The sequence below is a fragment of the Streptomyces sp. NPDC059003 genome (genome assembly GCF_042740445.1).
Classification (GTDB): domain Bacteria; phylum Actinomycetota; class Actinomycetes; order Streptomycetales; family Streptomycetaceae; genus Streptomyces.
Window position 1 is genome coordinate 18,526 of the sequence record NZ_JBHYJH010000006.1, and the last position, 24,132, is coordinate 42,657.

General features: G+C 74.0%; 22 protein-coding genes. 14 read left to right on the plus strand and 8 right to left on the minus strand.

What is annotated here, in order from left to right; translation table 11 throughout:
- The first annotated feature begins 198 nt into the window (after window positions 1–198).
- A complete protein-coding gene (locus tag ACFWZ5_RS05120; RefSeq protein ID WP_384789956.1) occupies window positions 199–2,481 on the plus strand; it encodes a hypothetical protein in 2,283 nt (760 codons plus the stop codon).
- Here ACFWZ5_RS05120 and ACFWZ5_RS05125 read toward each other — a convergent pair.
- The 3 genes from ACFWZ5_RS05125 to ACFWZ5_RS05135 all read right to left on the minus strand — a co-directional run bounded on the left by ACFWZ5_RS05125 (window position 2,441) and on the right by ACFWZ5_RS05135 (window position 6,288).
- Complete coding sequence (locus ACFWZ5_RS05125; RefSeq protein WP_384789812.1) at window positions 2,441–4,834, minus strand: right-handed parallel beta-helix repeat-containing protein; 2,394 nt, start codon at window positions 4,832–4,834, stop codon at window positions 2,441–2,443. The two genes, ACFWZ5_RS05120 and ACFWZ5_RS05125, sit on opposite strands and share 41 nt — an antisense overlap.
- A gap of 140 nt (window positions 4,835–4,974) precedes the next feature.
- Window positions 4,975–5,577, minus strand: coding sequence for a hypothetical protein (locus ACFWZ5_RS05130; protein WP_384789810.1), 603 nt, complete (start codon window positions 5,575–5,577; stop codon window positions 4,975–4,977).
- A gap of 177 nt (window positions 5,578–5,754) precedes the next feature.
- Window positions 5,755–6,288, minus strand: a complete 534-nt coding sequence (locus ACFWZ5_RS05135) for a DUF6643 family protein (RefSeq protein ID WP_384789808.1) — start codon at window positions 6,286–6,288, stop codon at window positions 5,755–5,757.
- A 293-nt stretch (window positions 6,289–6,581) separates the two neighbouring features.
- Here ACFWZ5_RS05135 and ACFWZ5_RS05140 point away from each other — a divergent pair, with 293 nt between their 5' ends.
- Window positions 6,582–7,901 (plus strand): TerD family protein, encoded by a 1,320-nt coding sequence (locus ACFWZ5_RS05140; protein WP_384789806.1) that lies wholly within the window; start codon window positions 6,582–6,584, stop codon window positions 7,899–7,901.
- A gap of 4 nt (window positions 7,902–7,905) precedes the next feature.
- On the opposite strand, the gene ACFWZ5_RS05145 is transcribed toward ACFWZ5_RS05140, so the two are convergent.
- Complete coding sequence (locus tag ACFWZ5_RS05145) at window positions 7,906–9,105, minus strand: glycosyltransferase (protein ID WP_384789804.1); 1,200 nt, start codon at window positions 9,103–9,105, stop codon at window positions 7,906–7,908.
- A gap of 58 nt (window positions 9,106–9,163) precedes the next feature.
- Here ACFWZ5_RS05145 and ACFWZ5_RS05150 point away from each other — a divergent pair, with 58 nt between their 5' ends.
- On the plus strand, window positions 9,164–9,970 hold the full coding sequence (locus ACFWZ5_RS05150; RefSeq protein WP_384789802.1) for a glutamate racemase: 807 nt from the start codon (window positions 9,164–9,166) through the stop codon (window positions 9,968–9,970).
- 76 nt (window positions 9,971–10,046) lie between these two features.
- Window positions 10,047–10,607 (plus strand): hypothetical protein, encoded by a 561-nt coding sequence (locus tag ACFWZ5_RS05155; protein WP_384789800.1) that lies wholly within the window; start codon window positions 10,047–10,049, stop codon window positions 10,605–10,607.
- Between the two features lie 58 nt (window positions 10,608–10,665).
- Here ACFWZ5_RS05155 and ACFWZ5_RS05160 read toward each other — a convergent pair whose 3' ends face one another.
- A complete protein-coding gene (locus tag ACFWZ5_RS05160) occupies window positions 10,666–11,709 on the minus strand; it encodes an O-antigen ligase family protein (protein WP_384789797.1) in 1,044 nt (347 codons plus the stop codon).
- A 223-nt stretch (window positions 11,710–11,932) separates the two neighbouring features.
- Between ACFWZ5_RS05160 and lnt the strand changes: the two genes are divergently transcribed.
- The 7 genes from lnt to ACFWZ5_RS05195 all read left to right on the plus strand — a co-directional run bounded on the left by lnt (window position 11,933) and on the right by ACFWZ5_RS05195 (window position 18,624).
- Window positions 11,933–13,525: an apolipoprotein N-acyltransferase gene (gene lnt, locus ACFWZ5_RS05165; RefSeq protein WP_384789794.1), complete on the plus strand. Its 1,593-nt coding sequence runs from the start codon at window positions 11,933–11,935 to the stop codon at window positions 13,523–13,525.
- 10 nt (window positions 13,526–13,535) lie between these two features.
- A complete protein-coding gene (locus tag ACFWZ5_RS05170) occupies window positions 13,536–14,009 on the plus strand; it encodes an NUDIX domain-containing protein (protein ID WP_384789791.1) in 474 nt (157 codons plus the stop codon).
- A gap of 120 nt (window positions 14,010–14,129) precedes the next feature.
- Complete coding sequence (locus ACFWZ5_RS05175) at window positions 14,130–14,840, plus strand: hypothetical protein (RefSeq protein WP_384789789.1); 711 nt, start codon at window positions 14,130–14,132, stop codon at window positions 14,838–14,840.
- A 248-nt stretch (window positions 14,841–15,088) separates the two neighbouring features.
- Window positions 15,089–15,844 carry a S1 family peptidase gene (locus ACFWZ5_RS05180; protein ID WP_384789786.1) on the plus strand — a complete coding sequence of 252 codons (756 nt, stop codon included), beginning with the start codon at window positions 15,089–15,091 and terminating at the stop codon, window positions 15,842–15,844.
- A 93-nt stretch (window positions 15,845–15,937) separates the two neighbouring features.
- Window positions 15,938–17,152, plus strand: coding sequence for a methyltransferase (locus ACFWZ5_RS05185; RefSeq protein WP_384890456.1), 1,215 nt, complete (start codon window positions 15,938–15,940; stop codon window positions 17,150–17,152).
- Window positions 17,149–17,838 (plus strand): alpha-ketoglutarate-dependent dioxygenase AlkB family protein, encoded by a 690-nt coding sequence (locus ACFWZ5_RS05190; RefSeq protein WP_384789771.1) that lies wholly within the window; start codon window positions 17,149–17,151, stop codon window positions 17,836–17,838. The genes ACFWZ5_RS05185 and ACFWZ5_RS05190 overlap by 4 nt, the downstream gene beginning before the upstream one ends.
- A 111-nt stretch (window positions 17,839–17,949) precedes the next feature.
- A complete protein-coding gene (locus ACFWZ5_RS05195) occupies window positions 17,950–18,624 on the plus strand; it encodes a hypothetical protein (protein ID WP_384789768.1) in 675 nt (224 codons plus the stop codon).
- Between the two features lie 38 nt (window positions 18,625–18,662).
- On the opposite strand, the gene ACFWZ5_RS05200 is transcribed toward ACFWZ5_RS05195, so the two are convergent.
- The 3 genes from ACFWZ5_RS05200 to ACFWZ5_RS05210 all read right to left on the minus strand — a co-directional run bounded on the left by ACFWZ5_RS05200 (window position 18,663) and on the right by ACFWZ5_RS05210 (window position 20,724).
- The gene (locus ACFWZ5_RS05200) at window positions 18,663–19,394 is read right to left on the minus strand and encodes a 2OG-Fe(II) oxygenase (protein WP_384789765.1); all 732 of its coding nucleotides are present in this window, start codon (window positions 19,392–19,394) and stop codon (window positions 18,663–18,665) included.
- A complete protein-coding gene (locus ACFWZ5_RS05205; protein WP_384789762.1) occupies window positions 19,391–19,888 on the minus strand; it encodes a methylated-DNA--[protein]-cysteine S-methyltransferase in 498 nt (165 codons plus the stop codon). The genes ACFWZ5_RS05200 and ACFWZ5_RS05205 overlap by 4 nt, the downstream gene beginning before the upstream one ends.
- A 215-nt stretch (window positions 19,889–20,103) precedes the next feature.
- The gene (locus ACFWZ5_RS05210) at window positions 20,104–20,724 is read right to left on the minus strand and encodes a LysE family translocator (RefSeq protein ID WP_384789759.1); all 621 of its coding nucleotides are present in this window, start codon (window positions 20,722–20,724) and stop codon (window positions 20,104–20,106) included.
- A 111-nt stretch (window positions 20,725–20,835) separates the two neighbouring features.
- On the opposite strand from ACFWZ5_RS05210, the gene ACFWZ5_RS05215 reads away from it, so the two are divergent.
- From ACFWZ5_RS05215 to ACFWZ5_RS05225, 3 genes are all read left to right on the plus strand, one after another.
- Complete coding sequence (locus ACFWZ5_RS05215; RefSeq protein ID WP_384789756.1) at window positions 20,836–21,288, plus strand: Lrp/AsnC family transcriptional regulator; 453 nt, start codon at window positions 20,836–20,838, stop codon at window positions 21,286–21,288.
- A gap of 162 nt (window positions 21,289–21,450) precedes the next feature.
- Entirely contained in the window at window positions 21,451–23,472 is a 2,022-nt protein-coding gene (locus tag ACFWZ5_RS05220) for an FAD-dependent oxidoreductase (protein ID WP_384789779.1), read from the plus strand.
- A gap of 113 nt (window positions 23,473–23,585) precedes the next feature.
- Complete coding sequence (locus ACFWZ5_RS05225; RefSeq protein WP_384789753.1) at window positions 23,586–24,119, plus strand: PadR family transcriptional regulator; 534 nt, start codon at window positions 23,586–23,588, stop codon at window positions 24,117–24,119.
- Window positions 24,120–24,132: the final 13 nt, after the last annotated feature.

Sequence of the window (24,132 nt, forward strand, 5' to 3'; positions counted from 1 at the left end):
GCCCGGAGCCGAGATCCTTGGACCCTGCGTGACCGCACGCGGATCAGCACGGCGCACGACTCAGTACGGCGCACGACTCGGGGGAGCGGGACAGTGGAGCGTGCCACAACACAAGAGACCACCCATGCGCAGGGACCGCCGGACCGGGTGGCTCTGGAACTCCTCGTCCACGGGGTCGGCGGCACCACGCCGGAACAGATGCTCGGCGACCCGCGGACCGTCCGCGTCTTCGGTGACAAGACCGCCGCCGTCCACCGCCGCGCCGACGACGTGGACGCCGAGGCCCGCCCGGAGGACTACCGCGAACGCCCGGTCCCCGAGGCGTACGTCTGGTCCAACCTCACGTCCGGCAACGGCTCGCGCGCCCTGTGGCTCCTGCTGCTCCCGTTCATGGTCGTCAACCTCGCGCACTGGATGCGCCCCGACGCCCGTGGCATGAAGCGCGCCGTGCGCAGCTACGGCCTCCTGGTGCGGCTCGTCGCCCTGACCCTCAGCCTGCTCCTGGTCGCCGCCGCCTGCGAGCTCGCCATCGACCTGGTGGCCTGGCAGTGCGCGGGCACGCGCGCGTGCGTCGACGACCACTCCTGGCTCGGCTTCCTGGCGCCGGAGTCCGCCGGGGGCGGCGGCTGGTGGTCGCAGCCGGGCCGCCGCATCGCGCTGGCCGCGCTGCTGCCCGCCGCACTCACCGGCCTGCTCTGGTACCTGTCCCACCGCACCTGGAGCGCGTACGAGTCCCAGCAGCCGTTCCCAAACCAGCAGGACCCGGAGGAGGCGGGCCGCAACGCGCTCGGCAGGCCCGGCTTCTGGTACGGGCGCAGGCTCGTCGCGCGCCTGCGCGCCGCCCACGCCGCCGCGGGCCTCCTGACGGTCGCCGCCGCCGTCGCCGCGTCCGCCGCACGCTACGACCGACGCCCCGGCGGGCCCGCGCTGCTCGACGCCCTCGGCTGGGCCCTGCTCGCGGCGCTCGCCGTGGCCCTCGCCTTCGTGGTGTGGGTGGTGTGCCGCAGGGGCCGCAGCGAACAGCGCCTCGACCAGCGGATCGACCGCGCCCTGGTGCGCCGCTTGCCCTTCGCCGCCCTCGGCCTGCTGCTCCTGTCCGTCCTGTACGCCGGGTGGTCGCGCCCCGCCTGGACCTCCGCGGGCCGGCTGCCCGGCAATACGACGTTCGGCGGCATCGCGCTCGTCCAGGGCGCCCTCGTGCTCGCGCTCGCCGTGGTCGCCGCCCTCATCCACCGCAGGGCGCCCGACGCCCGCGCCGCGATGCGCGGCCTCGGCGGACCCGCGGTCGCCATGCTCGCCTGCGCCCTCGGCGGCGTGATGTCCGGCGGCGGCTCCCAGCGCCTCGCCGACTGGCTCGACGGCACGGGCTCACCCGGCGCGGGCGGCACCATCGGCGGCCCGCCCGCCCTGCTCACCTGGCAGGCCTCCGTCATCCCGCCGCTCCTGGTCGTCGTCGCCGTGCTCGCCGCCGTGCTCGGCGTCCGCACCGCGCGCACGCTGCGCCGCGAGCTCGCCCAGGTGCCGCGCGACTACCCCGACGAGCGCCAGGACACCGCCCGCACCCGCAGCATCGCCAGCACCCGCGCGGGCGCCGCCCTCACCGACCAGGCCCCCCTGATCGTCGGCGTCACCTCGGCCACGACGCTGCTGCTCGGCGCCGGAGCGCTCATCGGCGCCTGGGTGAGCGGCAAGGTGCCGAGCAAGGCCGCCGAGAACGCGCCCCCCTTCATCGAGGGCGCCGCACAGACCGCGCAGGCCCTCGGCTCCTGGCTCATCGGCCTGGGCTTCATACTCTTCGTCACCTGGGGCCGCCGCGCCTACCGCGACCCCTCCGCACGCCGCACCATCGGCATCCTGTGGGACGTCGGCACGTTCTGGCCGCGCGCCGCCCACCCCTTCGCCCCGCCCTGCTACGCCGAGCGCGCGGTGCCCGACCTGACCTGGCGCATGCACACCTGGACCCGCGCCACCGGCGGCCGCCTCGTCCTGTCAGGACACTCCCAGGGCAGCGTCCTCGCCGCCGCGGCGGCCTGGCAACTGCTGCCCTCGGTACGCAAGCGCGTCGCGCTGCTCACCTACGGCTCCCCGCTGGAGCGCCTGTACGGGCGCTGGTTCCCCGCGCACTTCGGCCCCGCGGCCCTCAGCTCCCTGCACCAGGAGGTCGACTGCTGGCGCAACCTCCACCGCGCCACCGACCCGATCGGCGGTCCCGTACGCCTGCACGGCGACTGCGGCCCGCAGGTCGACCGCGCGGCCCTGAAGGACCCGCTCGCCTACGGCCGCACCGCGGAGCACCCCCTGCCCGCGCCGATCCTCGGGCACAGCGACTACCAGGCCGACCCGGCGTTCGCCGAGGAGCGCGCGCGGCTGCTCGCCCGGCTCAGGCCCGCGCCCGGCGTGCCACGGCCGAAGACACCGGCCACCGCGCCCGACGCGGCCGTCACGGCAGCTCCGGAAGGTCCTCCGGATACAGCAGGGTGAGGTCGTCGGTGCTCGGCTCGTCGACCCCCGCGACCCGGCCCGCGTGCCGCTCGACCATCGCCTCGAACGTCTGCCGCGCCGTGCGGCCGTTGCCGAACGTCGGACCCTTCGGGATCGCCGTGAAGTACTTCAGGAGCGCCTCGGCCGTGCCCGTCCCCAGGGTGTACTCGTGCTCGTCGGCCTGCTGCTCGACGATGTGCAGGAGCTCCTCGGGCGCGTAGTCGCCGAAGGTGATGGTGCGCGAGAACCGGGACGCCACACCGGGGTTGACCGACAGGAAACGGTTCATCTCCGCCGTGTAGCCCGCGACGATCACCACGACCGCCTCGCGGTGGTCCTCCATGAGCTTCACCAGCGTGTCGATGGCCTCGCGTCCGAAGTCGCGCCCGGAGTCCTCGGGCGAGAGCGCGTACGCCTCGTCGATGAACAGGACGCCGCCGCGGGCCTTGTCGAAGGCCTCCTGGGTGCGGATCGCCGTCGAGCCGATGTGCTCGCCCACCAGGTCGACGCGCGACACCTCGACGAGATGGCCGCGCTCCAGGACGCCGAGCGAGGCGAGGATCTCGCCGTAGAGCCGGGCCACGGTCGTCTTGCCGGTGCCGGGGGAGCCGGTGAACACCAGGTGGCGGCGCACGGACGCGGCCTTGAGGCCCGCCTGCTGCCTGCGCCGGCCGACCTCGATCATGTCGGTGAGCGCCCGCACCTCGCGCTTGACGCTCTCCAGGCCCACCAGCGCGTCCAGTTCGCCGAGCACGGCCTTCGACGTGCGGGACGGCTCCGGGGCGGGCGGCGCCTCGGTGACGCGCGGTTCGGGTACCGCGCCGAGCAGCCCCGCCGACTGCGTGGCCGTCTGCACGGCGGGCTCCGGCGCGGCGGCGCGCACGCCGGCGCTCTCGTCGCTCGTGCAGTCCTCGACGAGCGGCCCGTCCTCCGCGAACTCGAAGCCGCCGCGCGCGCACCGCTCCGTACGGCACTTCTTCAGCGTCGTCCGGCAGCCGTCGATGACGTGGAAGCCGTATCCGCCGCTGCCGACGACCTTGCAGCGCGTGAGGCTGCCCCGGCCGCCCGCCGAGACGTAGAAGCCCGCCTCGGCCGGGGACGTGACCGTGCACCGCTCGACCGTGGGGTCGGCGCCCTTGGTGATGATCACGCCCGTCTGGGTGCCGTCGACCGTGCAGTCCGCGAGGACGCCGCCGCTGCCGTGGTCGCGGAACCAGGCGCCGGTGCCCGCCTCGCGGATGCGCACGTCGTCCAGCTGGGCCGTCGCGCCGTCGCTCACCGACACCGCCGTGTTGCGGACCTGCGTCAGATCGCTGTCGACGACGTCCACGCGCGAGCCCCGGTCCAGCACGAACAGCGCGTCCGGCACGTCGTGCACCCGGCACGACTCCAGGACCGCCGTCGCCCCGTCGCTGACCCACACCGCCGGATAGTCCCCCGTGCTGTCGTGGATCTCGCACTGGTTGGCGTCCACGCGGGTTCCCGGGTCCCACACGGAGAGGCCGTTGCGCCCGAACTCGCGCACCGTCGTGCGCGTCAGCGTGAGGACCGAGCGCGAGCGCAGGTCGACCGCGTTCTCCGGGATGTCGTGGATGCGGCAGTCGGCGAGCGTGAGGACCGCGTCCGTGTCGAGCGTGACGCCGTCGGACGTGGTGCGGTGCACCGCGCAGTCCGTCAGGTGCGCGGTCGCCCGCGCGGCCACCTGCACGCCCGAGCCCTTGACCTCGTACACCTCGCAGCCGAAGGCCTCAAGGCCGCTGTGCTCCCCGGTCACCGAGAGGCCCGCCCCCGACGTGTGGTGCACCCGGCAGCGCTCCAGGCGCGGATGCCCGCCGTCGCGCACCGCGACCCCGGACTGGCCCGCGGCGACGACCTCGCACTCCTCGAACACCCCGCCCCCGCCGTCGAGTACGGCGATGCCGATGCCGCCCGCGTTGTCGACCGTGCAGCGGCGCAGCGTCGGGCGTGCGCCCCCGCGCACCTCGATCCCGGCCGCCGACCGCGTCATCACGCGCACGTCCGCGAGCTCCGGCGCGCCGTCCTCGACGAGCAGCGCGGGCGCGGCCGAGTCCTGGCCCTCGATGTGCAGGTCCTGCACGAGCGCGGAGGCCCGCACGGTCAGCGGCACCCCGTCGACGGGCGCGATGCGCACGGAGCCGGGGGAGCCCTCGGGGCCGCGCAGCGTCACCGCGCGCTGGACGACGAGGTTCTCGCGGTACGTCCCGGGGGCCACCGTCAGGACGTCCCCGTCGCCCGCGGCCTCCAGGGCGGCGGCCAGCGATGCGTACTCGCCCGTGCGGCGCCGCCACCGCGACGTACCGGTGTGCGTCACCTGGACCGTGCCCTGTGCCATGGAGTAGCTCTGCCCCCACCTCGACGTACGCGGGACCTCGCGCCCGCGCGCAAGGGGGCCGAAGAGTTCGCCCGGTCCACCGTAGCGCGCGCGACGGTGGCGAGTTGACCCGATGGCCAGGCTCTCACCAGGTCCCGGTGTCAGGCGCCCGTGCCCGTCTTCCCCCAGTCCGGGCCCGCCCTGTCCCAGGCCTGGTCCCAGCGCGCGTACCGCCGCTGGACCTGCCGCCAGACGATCAGGCGCCGGGCGCCCTCGACGAGCCCGGCGCAGGCGAGGGCGGCGCCGAATCCGGCGAGGGCCGCGTGCGTCAGGGCCGTGGCCGGATCCAGGGGGCGGGCCACGACCCGGCCGTCCTTGTCGGTCCACACCCGGAACCGGTCGCCGGGGCGGGGGGACTTGAGGTCGGAGACGACGACGCCCGCGTGCCCCGAGCCGTCGGGGCCCGTCCAGCTGGCGAGCACGCGCCGGCGCGCGTCCCGCGACGCGGTCTCGGGGTCGAGGTCGACGGACGGCTTGTCCAGCTTCTGCAGGACGGTGGCGGCGACGCTGTGCCGGGCCTTGTGCTGGGCCGCCACGGAGCGCAGCAGCGCGTCGTGGGTCAGCGTGCCGGTGACCGTCCCGACGACGGGGGCCGCGACGGCGATCAGGACGAGCGCGACGAGCGCCACCCAGGCCTCGGCGAGGTCGGTCCCGCGGCGCAGGGCATTGTGGCGCCAGCGCCAGAGTCCGGCGATCGCTCGCACAGTCCCGCACCCCCTTCGGGGATCATCCCGGCCTTCCCACCGAGCCTCAACGTCCTTACCCCGCCTTCGAGTTCCCCGGTGCCGCCGCGTTCATTCTCCGGGGCCGGTTCACGCACACGAAAGCCGCCGTCGGGCGGGAGCTCGACGGCGGCTTACGGGGGCGTACGGCGGCGGCTCTCAGTAGCCGCGGTACTGCCGGTTGTACGGGTCCTCGTGCGGCGCGGGCGCCGGACGGGGCGCCGCGGGGCGCATCGCCTCGTACCCGGTGGGGCCGGGGCTCGCGGGGCGCTGCTGCTGCGGGCCCGGATAGCCGCGAGGGCCCGCGGACTGCTGCGGGATGTACGGCGCGGGGGCCTGCTGCAGCGGTGCGGGCTGCGGGGCCTGGGGCGCGTAGCCGTACGCGGGGTTCGGGTGGGCGGCCATCGTGGGTGCGGCCTGCACGGGGGCCATCCCTGACATGGGGGCCATCTGCGCCATCGGGGCCATCTGCGCCATGGAGGGCGCGGACGGGGCCGAGGGGCCGGCCGGCAGGGCGGGGAGCGCGGAGGACAGGGCGGGGAGGTGGCTGCCCGTGTCGTACGCGGCAGGGACCCGAATCGGGGCGATCTGAGGAGTGCCCCGCTCGGCGACCAGCGAGTCGTAGATCGGAGTGTCCTGGAAGGACGGCGCGGAGTAGTAACCGCCGCCATAGGTGGAGCGGGGGGAGGTCATGCTCCATAAGTTAAGCCCTTGATGTGCTGGTTGGGGAGACCGATAAGAGGGTTGTTTGGCGTGTTGGCAGTGACTCTCGACCGCCAATGCGAGCGAACCTGGGAAAATCGGTCGCGCGGCGACGTAGGGATCCTGTAAAGGGCGTGTTCTTCCGGGGTTACCGGGGGTCGACCGGCAGTGGTCGGACGCCGTTTCCAGGGCCGCCCGTGCGAGTCTTCGAATGCCAGGTAATAGGTTGGGCAGGTACGGAACGGCGGTCCGGCCGGGCCCGGCACCTTGTGATGGGGGCAGACATGTCTATGGCCAAAGGTTCGAATGTTCCCGTGCAGGCATCTGCCGTACGGGTCGAATTGGGCTGGGGTTCGGGACCGGGAGTTCCGGACGCCGATGCCTCGGCACTGCTGCTCGACGCTTCCGGAAAGGTGCGCTCGGACGCGGACTTCGTGTTTTACAACCAGGCGACGCACGCGTCGGGCGCGGTGCGCCACGAGGGCAAGCGGTCCGCGGGCGGCGGGGTGACCGACGCGCTCGTCGTGGACCTCGCGCGCGTGGAGCCCGGCGTCGACCGGGTGGTGCTCGCCGCGTCGGCGGACGGCGGCACGTTCGGGAAGGTGCCGGGCCTGCACATCAGGGTGCTCGACGCCGCGAGCGGCGCGGAGCTCGCGCGGTACGACAGCGCGGACGCGAGCGTCGAGACGGCCTTCGTCCTCGGCGAGCTCTACCGCCGCCAGGGCGCGTGGAAGTTCCGGGCCGTCGGGCAGGGCTACAGCAGCGGCCTCGAAGGGCTCGCGACGGACTACGGCATCACGGTGGACGAGCCCCAGCAGGCGGCCCCCGCCCCGGCTCCCGCGCCCGCCGCCCCGGCACCGGCCCCCGCGCCCGCCGCCCCGGTCGCGCCGCCCGCTCCGCCCATGGCGACGCCCGCGCCCGCCCCCGCGTCCCCGCCGCCTCCGCCCGCCGCCCCCGCCCAGCCGGTGCGCCTGACCAAGGTCACGCTCACCAAGGAGGCGCCGACGGTCTCCCTCACCAAGCAGGGCGGCACGTCGGGCGCGCTGCGCGTGAACCTCAACTGGGAGGTGCGCAAGCAGTTCAAGGGCTGGGCCAGCAAGCTCGGCCGGGCCGTGGCGATGCACGCCGACCTGGACCTCGACCTGTGCGCGCTGTTCGAGCTCGCCGACGGCCGCAAGGGCGTCGTCCAGGCGCTCGGCAACGCCTTCGGCGCGATGCACCAGCCCCCGTACATCCTCCTGGACGGCGACGACCGCACCGGAGCCGTGGCCACCGGCGAGAACCTCACGGTCAACCTCGACCACACGCAGGACTTCCGGCGCATGGTCATCTTCGTGACGATCTACGAGGGCGCGCGCAGCTTCGCCGACCTGAACGCGACGGTCACGCTGACGCCGCAGCACGGCGCGCCGATCGAGTTCTCCCTGGACGAGTGCACGGTGCCGTCGACCGTCTGCGCGCTCGCCCTCATCACCAACCAGGGCGGCGAGCTCGTGGTCCAGCGCGAGGCCCGCTACCTGGTGCCCGAGCGCGGCGTGAGCCCGCAGCGCACCATCGACTACGCCTACGGGTGGGGCATGAACTGGACGCCCGGCAGGAAGTGACCGCTCACGGACGGGAGTCCGGGCCCGCCTCCGCGGTCTCTGCGGCCGCGCCGGGGCGGGCGTACGTCCGGCCCTTCCACGCGGCGCCGCGCCCCCGGTAGTGCTGCACCGCGGAGTCCACGGTCATCAGCAGGTACAGGAACGCGGTGGCGGGCAGGGTGAGCGCGAGCCACCGGGGCTGGCGGTAGTAGCGCAGCATCGGCAGATACGTCGCCGTCATCACCAGCCACGCCAGGCCGCCGAGGACCGCGGCGCCCGCGTCACCCGTCGCCAGGCCCGCGCACAGGCCCACCGGCGGCGCCAGATAGATCACGGCGAGCCCGGCCACCGTGCCGACGAGCACCAGCGGGTTGTGCCGCAGCTGGGCGTACGCGCTGCGCGCCACCATCCGCCACAGATCCGCGAGCCTCGGGTAGGGCCGGACGCTGTCGACGCGGTCGGCGAGGCCCAGCCAGATGTGCCCGCCGCCGCCCTTGACCGCCCGGGCGAGCGCGACGTCGTCGATGACCGCGTGCCGGATGACGTCCGGCACGCGGGCCCGCTCGGCGGCCTCCGTACGCAGCAGCACGCAGCCCCCGGCCGCCGCGGCGACCCGCCCGCCCCTGCGCGCGATCCAGCGGAACGGATACAGCTGCGCGAAGAAGTACACGAACGCCGGGACCACGAGCCGCTCCCAGACGCTGGCCACCCGCAGCCGCGCCATCTGCGAGACGAGGTCGTAGCCCCCCGACTCCGCGGCGGCCACCAACTCCCGCAGGCTGTCCGGCTCATGGGCGATGTCGGCGTCCGTCAGGAGCAGGAATCCAGGCGTACGCGCGCGTGCCAGGCCGATGCCGTGCCGCACCGCCCACAGCTTGCCCGTCCAGCCCGCCGGCGGCTCACCGGGCGAGGTGACGGTCAGCGGGAGCCCGCCGTGCCGCTCCGACAGGGCGCGGGCGAGCTCTCCCGTGCCGTCGCTGCTGCCGTCGTCGACGAGGAACACCTCGGCGCGCCCCGGATAGTCCTGCGCGAGCAGCGACGGCAGGCTCTGAGGCAGGACCTCGGCCTCGTCCCGCGCGGGGACGACGACGCACACCGACGGCCATTCCTCCGGAGCCCGGCGCGGCGGCAGCCGCAGATCCGTACGCCAGAAAAAACCCTGTCCAAGGAGCAGCCACACCCACACGGCGAGTGAGGCGGCGGTGATCCACGCAACGGCACTCATCCGCCGCAGTCTGCCCCACCGTGACCGGCTCGTACGGCCGATCGACTAAGGTGACCGGGTGAAGATCGCGTTGATGGACTCCGGAATCGGACTGCTCGCCGCGGCCGCCGCGGTACGGCGCCTGGCCCCCGGCGCCGATCTCGTTCTCTCCTCGGACCCCGACGGCCTGCCCTGGGGACCGCGCACCGTCGAGGACCTCACGCGGCGCTCCCTCGCCGTCGCCGAAGCCGCCGCCGCGCACCGCCCGGAGGCGCTGATCGTGGCCTGCAACACGGCGTCCGTGCACACGCTCCCCGCCCTGCGCGCCCGCTTCGAGCCGGACCTGCCCGTCATCGGCACCGTCCCCGCGATCAAGCCCGCGGCGACCGGCGGCGGACCGATCGCCATCTGGGCCACGCCCTCCACCACCGGCAGCCCCTACCAGCGCGGCCTCATCCAGGAGTTCGCCGCCGGTGCAGGCGTCACCGAGGTGCCCTGCCCGGGGCTCGCCGACGCCGTGCAGGAGGCCGACGAGGAGGCCATCGCGCGGACGGTCGCCGCGGCCGCGGCCCTCACCCCGCCCGACGTCCGGGCCGTCGTCCTCGGCTGCACGCACTACGAACTGGTCGCCGAGCGCATCCGCGCCGCCGTGCAGCGGCCGGACCAGGAGCCGCTCGCCCTGTACGGCTCGGCCGGAGCGGTCGCCGCGCAGGCACTGCGCCGGATCGGCCGTCACCCCGGGGATGCCGCGGACAGCACGGGCACCCTGGGTGACGGCTCCCTCACGGTGATCCTGAGCGGGCGCGAGTCCACGCTGCCGAGCGCCGCCCTCACGTACGCCGAAGGCCGTGCCCTCATGGCCCCGAGCGCCGCCCTGGGGGCGTGAGCGGGGGCGTACCCCGGGAGGAGTAACCGTCTGCGACGCGGTGCCTTCGCGACGGATCGTGAGTAGGCTCGTCACCATGACGGAGCACGCCCACGGCGAGCGCGCAGCCGCCGAGAACCACACCGAGATCTGGACCGGACGCGCGTCCAACCGGGTCCAGTGGCTGCTGGCCTGCGCCGGCGCCGCCTGCCTCGCCCTGGGCATCGACCTGGCCGTCGAGACCCTGTGGCCGTCGGGCATCCTGCCGCTCGTCATGTCCGTCGTCGGATGCATCGCCGTCGGCCTCCTGATCCTCTTCGGCACGCTCGCCTTCGTGCACGTCGCCGTGAAGGTCGACAAGGACTCCCTCGAAGTGCGCTGCGGCCACATCGGCGTGCCGCGCCGCCGCATCCCGCTGTCGCACGTCATCGGCGCCGACTTCGCACCGGCCGTCACGCCCCGGCACTGGGGCGGCTGGGGCTACCGCTGGCGGCCCGAGCAGGGCACCGCCGTCATCGTCCGGCGCGGCGAGGGCGTGGTCCTGCAGCTCGGCGACGGCCACAAGTTCACGGTCACCGTCGACAACGCCGAGAGCGCGGTCCGCGTCATCCGCGACCGGCTGCGCCTGACGGGCGGCACGCCGACGACCACGGCTTGACCGCGGTACGACGGCGAACTCGACCCGCGGTACGGCGTAGCTCCGTCGCACGTGTGCGTCACCGCCGGACCCCTCCCTTGGCCTCCGCATCCTCCGGCAGCGGCCGGGCCGTCGCGATGCCTGCCAGGAGGCCCGCGCCCGCCGTCACCGAAGTGACGCTCAGGGCGTTGCCGACCGTGGCCACCGCCCCGAGGGCCGTCAGGGCCGCGCCCGCCGTCAGGACCACCTGCGTGGAGCACGGCGAGCGCCACAGGGCGAAAAGGAGCCAGCAGAAGGCCGCCGCGAGCAGCGCGATGCCCACGAAACCCTGCTCCGCCGCCTGCTGCAGGAGCGCCGAGTGCGGCTTGCCGTCCGCGAGCAGGCCCTCGGTGACCGTCGGCGAGGCGTCCCCGAACCGTCCGGGGCCCACGCCGAACGCCGGATGCGCCGCCGCCAGCTCCTCGGCGTCCTGCCACATCCGCACCCGGTGGGCGCCGAGCTGACCCTCCAGGGAGACGCTCAGCCCCTCCGGGAGCACGTCCTCGGCGATGGCCCAGGCCGCGCCGCCCACCAGCGCTGTGGTGACCGCGAACCCGGCGAGGCCGAGCGCCCTGTGCCGGACGAGCGCCGCCGCGAGGGAGCACAGGACGATCCCGGTGCACGCGATGAACCCGGCCGTCGAGCCGAGCACCGCCGCGGTCACCGTGATCGCGACCGCGAGCGCCCGCAGGGCGAAGCGGAGCCCCGGCCCGCGGGCCGCCCACGCCGCACAGCAGGCCGCGCCCGCCGACAGGCTCAGGAGCGCCGCGGCGGCGCCGATCGGGCCGAGCGGCGAGGAACTCGTGGGGCCCGGTGTGACATGGGGTGCCGCCGCCGCGAGCGTCACGCCGGCAAGGGCCCCGGCGCAGGGCGCGGCGACCGGGAGCAGCTCGCCCGCGATGCGCCCGCCCGCGTACCCGGCCGCCACCGCGAGCAGCGCGAGCAGCACGCCGTCCGGCCTGCCGCCCCGCACTCCCGCCGTGATCAGCACCCAGGCCGCGCACGCCGCGAGGATCGCAACCCCGCTCGCGTCCGCCGCCCCGTACCGCACTCCGGTCCACCCCGCCGTCGCGGCCGTCCCCATCGACCCCACCCCGTTGCCCCCCGATGTGTGAGGGCCCTGACCGTGTGGCTTGATCGCGCCGCACGTCAGGGAGTGCGGGACACGGTAGCGGTCGTTGACACGAGTTGTGTAGATCTTGCGCAGGAACGATCCGGCACGTGTGCGGAACCGGCGCTCCGGGCGCCCGCGCGCACGCCGCAGACCGCGCTGTCCGTGCCCAGGTGGCGGGCCGTACACTCCCCGGGTGACCGCCACCACCGCTCCCATCGACCCGTCGGAGCAGACCGCACCGCAGTCCGGACCGGAATCCCGCGCGGAGCGGGTGCGGAGACGGCTGATTCCGGCCGGTGCCGCCGTGCTCTCCGGAGTGCTGCTCTATCTGAGCTTCGCGCCGCGCGAACTGTGGTGGCTCGCGCCCTTCGCCTTCGCGCTCCTCGGGTTCGTGCTCCACGGCCGCCGCCCCCGTTCGGGCTTCGGGCTCGGCCTGCTCATGGGGCTCGGCTACTTCGTGCCGCTCCTGTCCTGGACGGGTGTCGACGTGGGGCCGCTGCCGTGGCTCGCGCTCGCCGTGGCCGAGGCGCTGTTCGTGGGCCTCGCGGGCCTGGGCATCGCCTGGGTGTCCCGCCTTCCGGTGTGGCCGGTGTGGGCGTCCGGGGTGTGGATCCTGCTTGAGGCGGCGCGGTCGCGCTTCCCGTTCGAAGGGTTCCCGTGGGGCAAGGTCGCCTTCGGCCAGCCCACGGGCCTGTTCCTGCCGCTGGCCTCGGTCGGCGGCACGCCGCTGCTCGGCTTCGCGGTGGTCCTGTGCGGCTTCGGGCTCGCCCACGTGGTGCGGCGCCTGAAGGCCGCGCCCCGGGTGCGGGACCGCGCCCTGGTGACGGCCGCCGCGCTGACCGTGGCGCCGGTGGCCGCCGGTGCCGCCGCGCTGCCGCTGGTGTCCACGAACGCGGAGAACGGCACCACGACCGTCGCCGTCATCCAGGGCAACGTGCCGCGCATGGGCCTGGACTTCAACGCCCAGCGGCGGGCCGTCCTCGACCACCACGTCCGCGAGACCCTGCGGCTCGCCGCGAAGGTCGACGCGGGGCGGGTGAAGCGGCCCGACCTGGTCCTGTGGCCCGAGAACTCCTCGGACATCGACCCGTACGCCAACGCCGACGCGTACGCCGAGATCGACAAGGCCGTCAAGGCCATCGGCGCCCCCGTCTCCGTGGGCGCGGTCGTCCAGGGCAAGGACGGCAAGCCCCGCAACCGGCAGATTCTCTGGGACCCGAGGAAGGGCCCCGGCGCCTCCTACGACAAGCGGCACCTGCAGCCGTTCGGCGAGTACATGCCGTACCGCGACTTCTTCCGGATCTTCAGCTCGGACGTCGACCGCGCGGGGATCTTCGAACCCGGCACGAAGCCGGTCGTCTTCGACATGGCGGGCACCGAGGTCGGGCCCGTGACCTGCTACGAGGCCGCCTTCGACGACGTCGTGCGGGACCAGGTGAACGAGGGCGCGCAGATCCTCTCCGTGCCCAGCAACAACGCCACCTTCGAGCGCAGCCAGATGACGTACCAGCAGCTGGCCATAGACCGGGTGCGGGCCGTCGAGCACGGCCGGGCCGTCATGGTCCCGGTCACCAGCGGCGTCAGCGCCGTGATCCGGCCGGACGGGACGGTCGCCCAGCGCACCGGCATGTTCACGGCCGAGTCGCTCGTCGCCGACGTGCAGAAGCGCAGCTCCCTGACGCTCGCGACGCGGCTCGGGGTCTGGCCCGAGGTGGCCCTCGCGGCGCTCGGAGTGGCCGGAATCGGGTGGGTCATCGCCCGCAGGCGCGCGGGCGCCGCCGGTTAGGGTGCGGATCATGGCTACCCCGGATTTCATCAAGACCCTGCGCGCCGACGCGGGCCACCAGCTCCTGTGGCTCCCCGGAGTCACCGCGATCGTCTTCGACGACGAGGGGCGGGTGCTGCTCGGGCGGCGCGCCGACAACGGCAAGTGGTCGGTGATCGGCGGCATCCCCGACCCGGGCGAGCAGCCCGCCGAGTGCGCCGTGCGGGAGGTGTACGAGGAGACGGCCGTGCGCTGCGTCGCCGAGCGCGTGGTCCTGGTGGAGGCCCTGGAGCCCGTCACCTACGACAACGGCGACGTCTGCCAGTTCATGGACGTCACCATCCGCTGCCGGGCCGTGGGCGGGGAGCCGCGCGTCAACGACGACGAGTCGCTCGACGTCGCGTGGTTCGCGCTGGACGCGCTGCCGGCGGAGCTGCACGAGCACGGGCTCTTCCGGATCAAGCAGGCGATGGCGGACGGGCCCACCTGGTTCGACCGGGGCTGAGCGGGGCGGCCCGTACCCCGTGGTGGCGACCCCTGGCAGCGTGTAGCCTGCACGGACATTGACGGCATAAACGGTTCGGCAGCCGGTGGGGGCGCCGAACCCCGGAGGTGGGGGCGGGAGTTGAGCCGGGAGACCTACGGCGTCACACTGCGCGCGCTCGCCTGCGCGCTGCTCGCCTGGCAGGTCTGGCTCGTCTGGCACGTCAGCACGTACGACGCCGCGATCGTCCAGTGGTCCTGCTACGGCCACGGCGGCTGCGGCGACCCGTGGGCCGTGATGGCGCCGGAGTTCGGCATCGTCGCGGGGCTGCTGCTCGGTTTCGCCGCGGTGCGGTTCCTGCACCGCGCCACCGCGGGCGCGGTGGTCGCCCTGAGCGCGCTCGCGGCCGCCTCCGGCTGGTACGACGCCGTGGCGGACGGCCGTGTGTCGTACGGCACGGTCACCGACTTCATGGTCCTCGCGCCCGTCGGCCGCCACTCCGTGACGACCTGGCTGGCCTTCCTGTGGTCGGTCGCCGCGGCGGGCGGTGTCGCCGCGGCGTGGGGTGCGGTCGTGAGCCTGCGGCGCACGGCCGCGCTGCGCAGGCTGCGTCGGGGGTTCGCGACGGCGGAGGCGCGGCTTGAGGGGTGGCGGCCGGTGCGGGGCAGGCGTGGGGAGGTCACCGTCGTCTTCCACGGTCGTGACGGTGCGCGGCACGAGGTGCCGGTCGTGGTGGACCGTGCCGCTCTGGGGCGGCCCGTTCTTGCCGTGTACGACACCGCGCGGCCCGGGGATCCGGGGCGGACGCGGGTGGCTGTGCCGCGGCGGCGGGCCGCGCGGGTGCGCCCCTGACCCGTCCCTTCCCGAACCAGGGGGCTCCGCCCCCTGGACCCCCTTTTATCCGGCGCTGCGCGCCTCGTCCTCAAACGCCGGACGGGCTTTCAACCGTCAACCTCTTGCGTGGGTGATGGACCGTCTGTCACATTCGCCACCGTCAGGAATGGCATGCACGCGACATGGTGTATCCGCCTCTCGCGTGTGCACGCCGGCCGCATGCGATGCGGCCGGGTCCTCATGAAGGACGCTCCAACCCCCACACAATGGAGACGAACGTGCGAATATCCAGATCCAGACTCCTGCCCGCGCTCGCAGCCGCCGCCCTCTGCGTCCTGGGACTCGCGCCCACCGCCGCGGCGCAGGCGACCGCGTCCGACAGCGCGCCCCGCGCGGAGTACGGCACCACGGCCCAGCCGATCATCGGCGGCGGCTACGCCGACAACGCCCCCTGGGCGGCCCGGCTCTTCTCCAACGGCCGGCAGACCTGCAGCGCCACGATCATCGCCCCGACCTGGATCCTCACCGCGAAGCACTGTGTCAGCGGCGGCGGCCTCTCGTTCCGCATCGGCAGCCTCGACCAGACCACGGGCGGCACCCAGGCCAACGGCGTCAGCGTCACCAGCCACTCCACCGCGGACATCTCCCTGGTCAAACTCGACCGCTCCGTGCCGGGCACGTACTCACGCCTGGGTGACCCGGGCTCCGTGCAGGTGAACCAGACCGTGCAGGTCTACGGCTGGGGGGCGACCTCCCAGTGCGGCCAGGAGATCAACTGCCAGTCCCGGCTCCTGAAGGTCGCCAACGTCATCGTGACCGGCGGCTGCAGTGACGCCTACGGCGGCCGGGCCATCTGCGCCCGCCGCGGCAACGGCATCACCGCGGGCGGCGACTCGGGCGGCCCGATGATGGCCAACGGCGTCCAGGTCGGCGTCGCCTCCACCAGCGACCGCCAGACGACCACCGCCTACTCGAACGCGACGGCGTACCGCGACTGGATCAGGAGCGTGGCGGGCGTCTGAGCGACAGCTCTCCCTCCGCGCGGCGGCGGCCGCGCGGAGGTCGCTCTCCCGGGGTCCGCGCCGCCCCGCGCGGGCCAGTAGCCTGAGGGCACGATGAATCGTTTGAGCACGTCATGGGGCGCGTACGACCTCACCCGCTTCCCGGAGGACCCCCGCGACCAGCTGAGGGCCTGGTCCGCGGCCGACGCGTATCTGCTGCGGCATCTCGCCGGAGAGAGCGAGGACGAGGACGGAGGGGAAGCGGCGCCCGTCGCGCTGGACGGCGACGTGGTCGTCGTCGGCGACCGGTGGGGCGCGCTGACCACCGTCCTCGCCGCGCGCCCGTCCGCGCGGGTCACCCAGATCACCGACTCCTTCCTCGCCCGGCAGGCGACCCTCGCCAACCTGGCGCGAGCCGGGCACGCGCCGGACGCCGTACGGCTCCTGACGACCAGGGACACGCCGCCCGAGCGGATCGACGTCCTCCTGGTCCGCGTGCCGAAGAGCCTCGCGCTCCTGGAGGACCAGCTGCGCAGGCTCGCGCCCTCCCTGCACGCGGGCACCGTCGTCGTCGGCACCGGCATGGTCACCGAGATCCACACGTCGACCCTCGAACTCTTCGAGCGGATCATCGGCCCGACGCGCACGTCCCTGGCCCGTCAGAAGGCGCGTCTGATCTTCACCGAGCCGGAGCCTGAATCGGGCTCGGAGTCGGGGTCGAAGCCGGACCGTGCGGTCGACGCGGGTCCCTGGCCGCGCCGTTACGTCCTGCCCGCCGACTCCGGTGCGGGCGCGGGCCTGACCGCCGTCAACCACGCGGGCATCTTCTGCGCCGAACGCCTCGACATCGGCACGCGGTTCCTGCTGCAGAACCTGCCGGAGAGCCACGGCGACGCGCACGTCGTGGACCTCGGCTGCGGCAACGGCATCCTCGGCACGGCCGCCGCCGTCGCCAACCCCGAGGCCCGGGTCACGTTCGTCGACGAGTCGTACCAGGCGGTCGCGTCGGCGGAGGCGACCTACCGGGCGAACGCGGCCGCGGGCAAGGCGGAGTTCGTGGCCGGTGACGCGCTGACGGCGATGCCCGCCGCGTCCGTGGACCTCGTCCTGAACAACCCGCCCTTCCACAGCCACCAGGCGACCACCGACGCCACCGCCCAGCGCATGTTCCGCGGGGCGCGCGACGCGCTGCGCCCCGGCGGTGAGCTGTGGGTGGTCGGGAACCGCCACCTCGGCTACCACGTGCGTCTGAAGCGGCTCTTCGGGAACGTCGACGTCGCCGCGAGCAACCGGAAGTTCGTGATCCTGCGGGCGGTCAAGCGGCGATGACCGGCGAGCTGTTCCCGCGCGAGCGGGGCGAGGTGGCGCCCGGGGCCGTGCACGTCCCGGACTGGCTCGGCCCCGACCGGCAGCGGGAGCTCCTCGCCGCCTGCCGCGCGTGGGCACGCCCGCCCGCGGGCCTGCGGACCGTCCACCTCCCCGGCGGCGGCACGATGACCGCGCGGCAGGTGTGCCTGGGCCGGCACTGGTATCCGTACGGGTACGCCCGCACCGCTGTCGACGGGGACGGCGCTCCGGTGAAGCCGATGCCCGTGTGGCTCGCCGAGCTGGGGCGGCAGGCGGTGTGCGATGCGTACGGGGATACCGTCCCGGTCGACGACGGGGACGCGGCGGCCCGTGAGGATCGAGACTTCGGTGACTACGACATCGCACTGGTCAACTTTTACGACGCGGACGCGCGGATGGGCATGCACCGCGACAGCGACGAGAAGTCGGGCGCACCGGTGGTGTCGCTCAGCCTCGGGGACACGTGCGTCTTCCGCTTCGGCAACACCGAGACGCGGACGCGCCCGTACACGGACGTCGAGCTGCGCAGCGGCGACCTGATGGTCTTCGGCGGCCCGAGCCGCCTCGCGTACCACGGCGTGCCGAAGGTCCACGCGGGCACCGCGCCGCCGGAGCTCGGCCTGACGGGGCGGCTGAACATCACACTGCGGGTGAGCGGCCTCGCGTGAGGCGACGGTCGGCGCCCGACGAGCGCGTGCCGGTGGTCGTGATGCCCTGCGGGGGCGCCCTCAACGTTCTTACGATAGGGGCCGTTGGGATCGCACGGGGTGGGGGGAATCATGGACGTCGAGCCCTATGGAGCGCGTCGGCCCGATGGGCAACCGGTCGCCTGGTCAGCCCTTGACGACCATCTGCTCTACACCTGCCATCTCGTCAGCGACCTGGTCGAGGGGCGCCTCGGGGGCCGTCCGCCCATTCCCACGACGGCACGCCTGGAGCCCGGGGAGCTGTCCTTGGCGGCGGGACCCGCGGCCCAGTTCGCCTGGCGTGCGCTCGGCGACGGCACGTACACGCACAACAGCGTGTTCGCCTTCGGGGGCCCGGCGTTCGTGGCCGGCAGCCTCGCCGCCTCCGCCCTGGGCAACGCGGCGCGCCGCCGCAGGGCCGCCGCGGACGCACAGCCCCGCTGGGTCCACGAGAGGCCCGGCGAGGTGACGGTCACCGATCGGCGCGTCTGCTTCGACGGAGTCGGCGGCCCCCTCGACCTGTACTGGCGCGGTCTGGATTCGATGGACCTGGTCGCTCCGGACACCCTGCAGTGCGCCTTCCAGGACATCTACGGCGGCGGGTTCCGCACCGTACGGCTCCAAACCCCCTGGGCGTCCCTGATGTTCGCGCTCGCCGGGCACACGACCTTCCCCGCACACCCCCGGCTGCTCTCCGGGGCGTGGCTGCCCCCGGACTTCGAGGCGCGCTGCGCGGCGACCGGGCGGCCGTGCCCGCCGGTGCGCTGATCCGCGAGGAGGCGGTCCGCCCCGGCCTCCCTCTCCTCTCACGCCTCGTGGAAGACGATCCCCAGCGAGCGGCGAAGGCCGGAGCGGACCGTGCTCACGCCGTGCCGCACCGGGGCCGCCGACCAGCCGCGGGCCGAGCGGACCGGACGGTCGCGGGTGGTGAAGACCAGGCCGTGCCCCTGGGGCAGGGCCGTGACCGTGCCGCGCGACTGGGCCCGCGGCCGCTGCTCGACCAGGAGGAACTCGCCGCCGGTGTAGTCGACGCCGTGCGTGTCGAGGCCGATGACGACCTGGAGCGGGAAGACCAGGTCGCCGAAGAGGTCGCGGTGCAGTGCGTTCCAGTCGCCGGTCTCGTACCGGAGCAGGATCTGCGAGGACTTGACCTGGCCCGCCGCGTGGCACATCTCGAGCCATGCGTCGAGCGTGTCCGGCCAGGGGGCCGGGCGGCCGAGGCGGGCCGCCCAGTCGCGGGCGATCGGCAGCAGCCGCGGATACAGGGCCGCGCGCAACTCGGCGACGGGGCCCGGCAGTTCATGGCTGAAGTACCGGTACTGGCCGGAGCCGAAGCGGTGCCGTGCCATGTCGACGGTCGACCTGAACAGGGCGGTGTCGTCGTAGAGCCCGGCGATCTCGCGGCACGCGGCCGGGTCGAGCAGCGCGGGCGTGAGGGCACAGCCGTGGGCGTCGAGTTCGGCGGCGACGCCGGACCAGTCGGCGGCGGCGACGCGGGCGTGCGCGCCGTCCGCCCTGGGCCGGGTCGGGGTGGTCACGCCGCCTCCAGGTCGAGCAGCCGCTGCTTGCGGTCGAGCCCGCCCGCGTAGCCGGTGAGGGAGCCGTCCGCGCCGATCACCCGGTGGCAGGGGCGCACGACGAGCAGGGGGTTGCGGCCGATGGCGGTGCCGAGGGCGCGGACCGCGGCGCGGGACAGGCCGAGGCGTCCCGCGAGCGCGCCGTACGTGGTGGTCGTGCCGTAGGGCACCGCGTCGAGGGCGTCCCAGACCTTGCGCTGGAACTCCGTGCCGGAGCCCGGGGCGTACTCGATGTCGAACCGCGTGAGCGCGCCCGCGAAGTACGAGCGCAGCTGGTCGGTGATCGCCGCGAACGCCTCGTCGTCGCGCGTCCAGCCGTCCTGGACGACCGCGGCGCCCTTCTGCCCCGGCATCGACAGCGACGCGAGCGCCGTGCCGCCCTTGGCGGTGGCCGACGCCTCGCCGACGAGCAGCAGCTCGCCCAGAGGGCTGTCGAAGGTCGTGTAGACGGTCATTGCGCCTGTCCTCTCTCCTGGTCCGCGTCTCCCGGGGCCCGGCGCGTCCGGCCTGGTCCGGGCGGGGTGTCCCGTGCTGACAGTGACCAGTCTGCGGCGCGGGGAGGCGGGCGGCTGGCGGATTTCGGACACGGCGCTCCCGTCCTGGGGCGCACTCTGATCTTCCCGCCCGGAGGTGCCGGACGCCTTCCGCCCGGAGGCGCCCGCCGCGCAGGTCAGGCGGCGAGCTGCTCCACCACGAGCACCGCGCCGATCACGATCATCGCGGCGCCGGACACCCGCGTGACGGCGCGGGCCGCGGCGGGCCTGGTCCGCAGGACGGTGCGGGCCAGGACGCCCACGCTCAAGTAGATCGCACCGCAGCTCGCGATGTGCACCAGGCCCAGGGTGCTGATCTGGAGGGCGAGCGGCCAGCCCGTGCCGGGCTCGGTGAACTGGGGGAGCAGGGCGAGGAAGAGCAGCAGCGCCTTCGGGTTGAGGCCGCTGATCCCGGCGCCCTGGAGGACCCTGGCCCGCCAGGGCGCGGGCGCGGCCTCGTCCGGCGAGGCCGCCGGGGCCGCGGGCCGGATCAGCGTGTTCGCGCCCAGCCATATCAGGTACAGCGCGCCGAGGAGGGTCAGGGCGGTGAGCACGGCCGGGTTGCGGGCGACGACGGCCGCCACGCCCGCCGCGACGACGGCGGTCAGGCCGACATAGCCGAGGAGCAGGCCGCCGACCGCCGGTGCCACCGAGCGGTCCCGCAGCCCCGCACTGATCGCGTACGCCCAGTCCGCGCCCGGTACCAGGATGAGCAGGACGGACACCGCCCAGAAGGCGGTGATGGAGCTGACGGCCATGGATGGTTTCTCCCTCGCGAAGCGGTTGCCCGAGGGAGGTTAGTGACAAAGCGGCCAAAGGTGTTCCCAAGTATTGCGTGATCAAGGAGTGTCGCTGGAAGAATCTTCTCCATGGACGCAGTCGACCGGCAGATCCTTGCCGAGCTTCAGAACGACGGCCGCCTGACCGTCACCGAACTGGCCGCCCGGGTGCGGCTCAGCCTGTCCCCGTGCCACCGCAGGCTGCGCGATCTCGAACGCCGCGGGGCGATCCGCGGCTACCGGGCGCTCGTGGACGCCGAGACCGTCGGGCTCACCTTCGAGTCGCTGGTGTTCGTCACCATGCGCCAGGAGGACCGGGACACGGTCGCCGCCTTCGAGGAGGCGGTCGACGGCATTCCGAACGTCGTGCAGGCGCAGCGCCTCTTCGGAGAGCCGGACTATCTGCTGCGGATCGTCAGCGAGGACCTGCGCGCGTTCCAGCGCCTCTACGACGAGCGCCTCGCCACCCTGCCCGGCGTCCAGCGGCTGAGCTCGACGCTCGTGATGAAGCACGTAGTGCAGGAGCGGTCGCTGCCGCTGTGAGGCGTCCGCCGCCGCGTACGTCCCCGGTGCCGCTGTGAGGTGTGTCGCGCTCGTTGTGCAACTAGTTGCATAAGGGCGTGGGCTGCCCTACAACTGTCCTGACGACGTTCCTCGCGGCGCGATCACCTCGCGTACGCGTACGAAAGAGGCCGCATGAGCTCCGTGAGTCGCTACCCGCACCTGCTGAGGCCGCTCGACCTGGGCTTCACCACCCTGCCCAACCGGGTCCTGATGGGCTCCATGCACGTGGGCCTCGAAGAGGCGCCGGGCGGCTTCGAGCGGATGGCGGAGTTCTACGCCACGCGGGCGCGCGGCGGCGTCGGCCTCATCGTCACCGGCGGCATCGCGCCCAACGAGGAGGGGCGCCCCTGGGACGGCGGCGCCAAGCTGACCACCGAGGCGGAGGCGGAGCGGCACGCGGGCATCACCGCGGCTGTGCACCGCGAGGGCGGGAAGATCGCGATGCAGATCCTCCACTTCGGGCGGTACGCGTACCACGAGCAGCTCGTCGCGCCGAGCGCGCTCCAGGCCCCCATCAGCCCGTTCCAGCCGCGCGCCCTGGCGGACGACGAGGTCGAGCGGACCGTCGAGGACTTCGTGCGGGCCGCCGAGCTGGCCAGGCTCGCGGGCTACGACGGCGTCGAAGTCATGGGCTCCGAGGGCTACTTGATCAACGAGTTCATCGCGGCACCGACCAACCAGCGCACCGACCGCTGGGGCGGCGCCTACGAGAACCGCATCCGCTTCCCCGTCGAGATCGTGCGCCGCACCCGGGAGCGGCTCGGCCCCGACTTCATCATCATCTACCGCCTCTCCATGCTGGACCTGGTCCCCGGCGGCTCGACGCTCGCCGAGGTCATCGCGCTCGCCAAGGAGATCGAGGCCGCGGGCGCCACGATCATCAACACCGGCATCGGCTGGCACGAGGCCCGCATCCCCACCATCGCGACGTCGGTGCCGCGCGGCGCGTACACCTTCGTCACCAAGAAGGTCATGGGCGAGGTGTCCGTGCCGCTGGTGACCACCAACCGCATCAACACCCCCGAGATCGCCGAGCAGTTGCTGGCCGACGGCGCCGCCGACATGGTGTCCCTCGCCCGGCCGCTGCTCGCCGACCCGGACTTCGTCGCCAAGGCGCGGGCCGAGCAGGCCGACGCCATCAACACCTGCATCGGCTGCAACCAGGCCTGCCTCGACCACACCTTCAACCTGCAGATCACCTCCTGCCTGGTGAACCCGCGCGCCTGCCACGAGACCGAACTGGTCCTCGCGCCGACCCGCAGCAAGAAGCGCCTCGGCGTCGTCGGCGCGGGCCCGGCCGGGCTCGCCTTCGCGGTGTCGGCCGCCGAGCGCGGCCACGACGTGACGCTGTACGACGCCGCGTCCGAGATCGGCGGCCAGCTGAACGTCGCCCGCAGGGTCCCCGGCAAGGAGGAGTTCGACGAGACGCTGCGCTACTACCGCACGCAGCTCGAACTGCGCGGCGTGGACGTGCGGTTGAACACCTACGTGACGGTGGATCAGCTCACCGCCGCCGGGTACGACGACGTCGTCGTCGCCACCGGCGTCACCCCGCGCACCCCCGACATCCCGGGCGTCGACCACAGCAGCGTCGTCGGCTACCTGGACGTGCTGCGCGACGGCGCGCCCGTCGGCGACCGCGTCGCGATCGTCGGCGCGGGCGGCATCGGCTTCGACGTCGCGGAGTATCTGACCGACAGCGGCGACAAGGCGAGCCTCGACCCCGCGACGTACTTCAAGCGCTGGGGCGTCGACCTCGACTACCGCGACCGCGGCGGCCTCACCGAGCCCGAGCGGCCGCGGCCGCCGCGCACGGTCCATCTGCTCCAGCGCAAGACGTCCAAGCCCGGCAGCGGCCTCGGCAAGACGACCGGCTGGATCCACCGCACCGAACTGCGCCACCGCGGCGTCACGATGGTCGCGGGCGCGCGGTACGACCGGATCGACGACGAGGGCCTGCACATCACCGTCGGCGACACGACGAGGACCATCCCCGTCGACACGGTGGTGCTGTGCGCGGGCCAGGAGCCCCGGCGCGACCTGTACGACGGGCTCGTCGCCGCGGGCGTGCGGGCGCACCTCATCGGCGGCGCCGACGTGGCGGCCGAGCTCGACGCGAAGCGCGCCATCAAACAGGGCACGGAGCTCGCCGCCGCGCTGTGACGCGCGGGCGGCCGGGGGCGCGGACCGGCTCGGACGCCGTCGTGGGGGCGCGCGGTGGCACGGTCCGTCAGGCCGTCGCCCCGGCCGTCCCGCCACGTCCCTAGGATGCCCGCATGTCACTCCCGCACGCGATCCTCACCGCCCTGCTCGAGAAGCCGTCGTCGGGCCTGGAGCTGACCCGCCGGTTCGACAAGTCGATCGGCTACTTCTGGTCGGCCACGCACCAGCAGATCTACCGCGAGCTGGGCAGGCTGGAGCGCGAGGGGCTCATCCGCCCGCTGCCCTCCGGGCAGGCGACCCGCGGGCAGCGCAAGGAGTACGAGGTGCTGCCCGCGGGCCGGGCCGAACTGGCCCGCTGGACGGCCGCGAGCCAGGACCCGAAGCCGATGCGGGACGCGCTGCTGCTCCGCCTGCGCGCCGCGGCCGTCGTCGGCACCGACGGCATCGAGGCGGACCTGCGGCGCCATCTCGCGCTGCACCAGCGGCAGTTGGCGGAGTACGAGGAGATCGAGCGGCGCGACTTCCCGCCGGGCCTCGACGCCATCGAGGACCGCCTTCGGCATGTGGTGCTGCGGGCGGGCATCGACCTGGAGACGTTCTGGACGCAGTGGCTGACGCGCACCATCGAGGAGCTGGCGGAGTCGTAGGCGGGGGAGGGGG

Excerpts from the sequence above, each read along its gene's own strand:
- ACFWZ5_RS05120 (WP_384789956.1), top strand. The coding sequence starts at position 199 with ATGCTCGGCGACCCGCGGACCGTCCGCGTCTTCGGTGACAAGACCGCC.
- ACFWZ5_RS05125 (WP_384789812.1), bottom strand. The coding sequence starts at position 4,834 with ATGGCACAGGGCACGGTCCAGGTGACGCACACCGGTACGTCGCGGTGG.
- ACFWZ5_RS05135 (WP_384789808.1), bottom strand. The coding sequence starts at position 6,288 with ATGACCTCCCCCCGCTCCACCTATGGCGGCGGTTACTACTCCGCGCCG.
- ACFWZ5_RS05140 (WP_384789806.1), top strand. The coding sequence starts at position 6,582 with ATGTCTATGGCCAAAGGTTCGAATGTTCCCGTGCAGGCATCTGCCGTA.
- ACFWZ5_RS05145 (WP_384789804.1), bottom strand. The coding sequence starts at position 9,105 with ATGAGTGCCGTTGCGTGGATCACCGCCGCCTCACTCGCCGTGTGGGTG.
- ACFWZ5_RS05155 (WP_384789800.1), top strand. The coding sequence starts at position 10,047 with ATGACGGAGCACGCCCACGGCGAGCGCGCAGCCGCCGAGAACCACACC.
- ACFWZ5_RS05160 (WP_384789797.1), bottom strand. The coding sequence starts at position 11,709 with ATGGGGACGGCCGCGACGGCGGGGTGGACCGGAGTGCGGTACGGGGCG.
- ACFWZ5_RS05170 (WP_384789791.1), top strand. The coding sequence starts at position 13,536 with ATGGCTACCCCGGATTTCATCAAGACCCTGCGCGCCGACGCGGGCCAC.
- ACFWZ5_RS05180 (WP_384789786.1), top strand. The coding sequence starts at position 15,089 with ATGGAGACGAACGTGCGAATATCCAGATCCAGACTCCTGCCCGCGCTC.
- ACFWZ5_RS05185 (WP_384890456.1), top strand. The coding sequence starts at position 15,938 with ATGAATCGTTTGAGCACGTCATGGGGCGCGTACGACCTCACCCGCTTC.
- ACFWZ5_RS05190 (WP_384789771.1), top strand. The coding sequence starts at position 17,149 with ATGACCGGCGAGCTGTTCCCGCGCGAGCGGGGCGAGGTGGCGCCCGGG.
- ACFWZ5_RS05195 (WP_384789768.1), top strand. The coding sequence starts at position 17,950 with ATGGACGTCGAGCCCTATGGAGCGCGTCGGCCCGATGGGCAACCGGTC.
- ACFWZ5_RS05205 (WP_384789762.1), bottom strand. The coding sequence starts at position 19,888 with ATGACCGTCTACACGACCTTCGACAGCCCTCTGGGCGAGCTGCTGCTC.
- ACFWZ5_RS05210 (WP_384789759.1), bottom strand. The coding sequence starts at position 20,724 with ATGGCCGTCAGCTCCATCACCGCCTTCTGGGCGGTGTCCGTCCTGCTC.
- ACFWZ5_RS05215 (WP_384789756.1), top strand. The coding sequence starts at position 20,836 with ATGGACGCAGTCGACCGGCAGATCCTTGCCGAGCTTCAGAACGACGGC.
- ACFWZ5_RS05225 (WP_384789753.1), top strand. The coding sequence starts at position 23,586 with ATGTCACTCCCGCACGCGATCCTCACCGCCCTGCTCGAGAAGCCGTCG.